This window comes from Pseudoduganella buxea, assembly GCF_009720835.1.
Lineage (GTDB): Bacteria > Pseudomonadota > Gammaproteobacteria > Burkholderiales > Burkholderiaceae_D > Rugamonas > Rugamonas buxea.
The window spans coordinates 1-426 of the sequence record NZ_WNKZ01000263.1; the positions used below are offsets into that span (position 1 = coordinate 1).

At 59.9% G+C, this 426-nt stretch carries 1 protein-coding gene; it reads left to right on the forward strand.

Annotation, left to right across the window (positions count from 1 at the left end):
- The coding region (locus tag GM672_RS27905) for an EF-Tu C-terminal domain-related protein (RefSeq protein ID WP_371867115.1) at positions 1-423 on the forward strand (423 nt) is incomplete at its 5' end.
- Between the last annotated feature and the right edge of the window lie 3 nt (positions 424-426).

The following is a 426-nucleotide window of genomic DNA, read 5'->3' on the forward strand; positions in this document are numbered from 1 at the left end:
ACCTGCACCGGCGTGGAAATGTTCCGCAAGCTGCTGGACCAGGGTCAAGCCGGCGACAACGTCGGTCTGCTGCTGCGCGGCACCAAGCGTGAAGATGTCCAGCGTGGTCAGGTTCTGGCCAAGCCAGGCTCGATCAAGCCGCACAACCACTTCACGGGCGAGATCTACGTTCTGTCGAAAGATGAAGGCGGCCGTCACACGCCATTCTTCAACAACTACCGTCCACAGTTCTACTTCCGTACCACGGACGTGACCGGTTCGATCGAACTGCCAGCGGACAAGGAAATGGTCATGCCAGGCGATAACGTGTCGATCACCGTCAAGCTGATCAACCCGATCGCCATGGAAGAAGGCCTGCGCTTCGCCATCCGCGAAGGCGGCCGTACCGTCGGCGCCGGCGTTGTTGCCAAGATCCTGGGCTAAGTT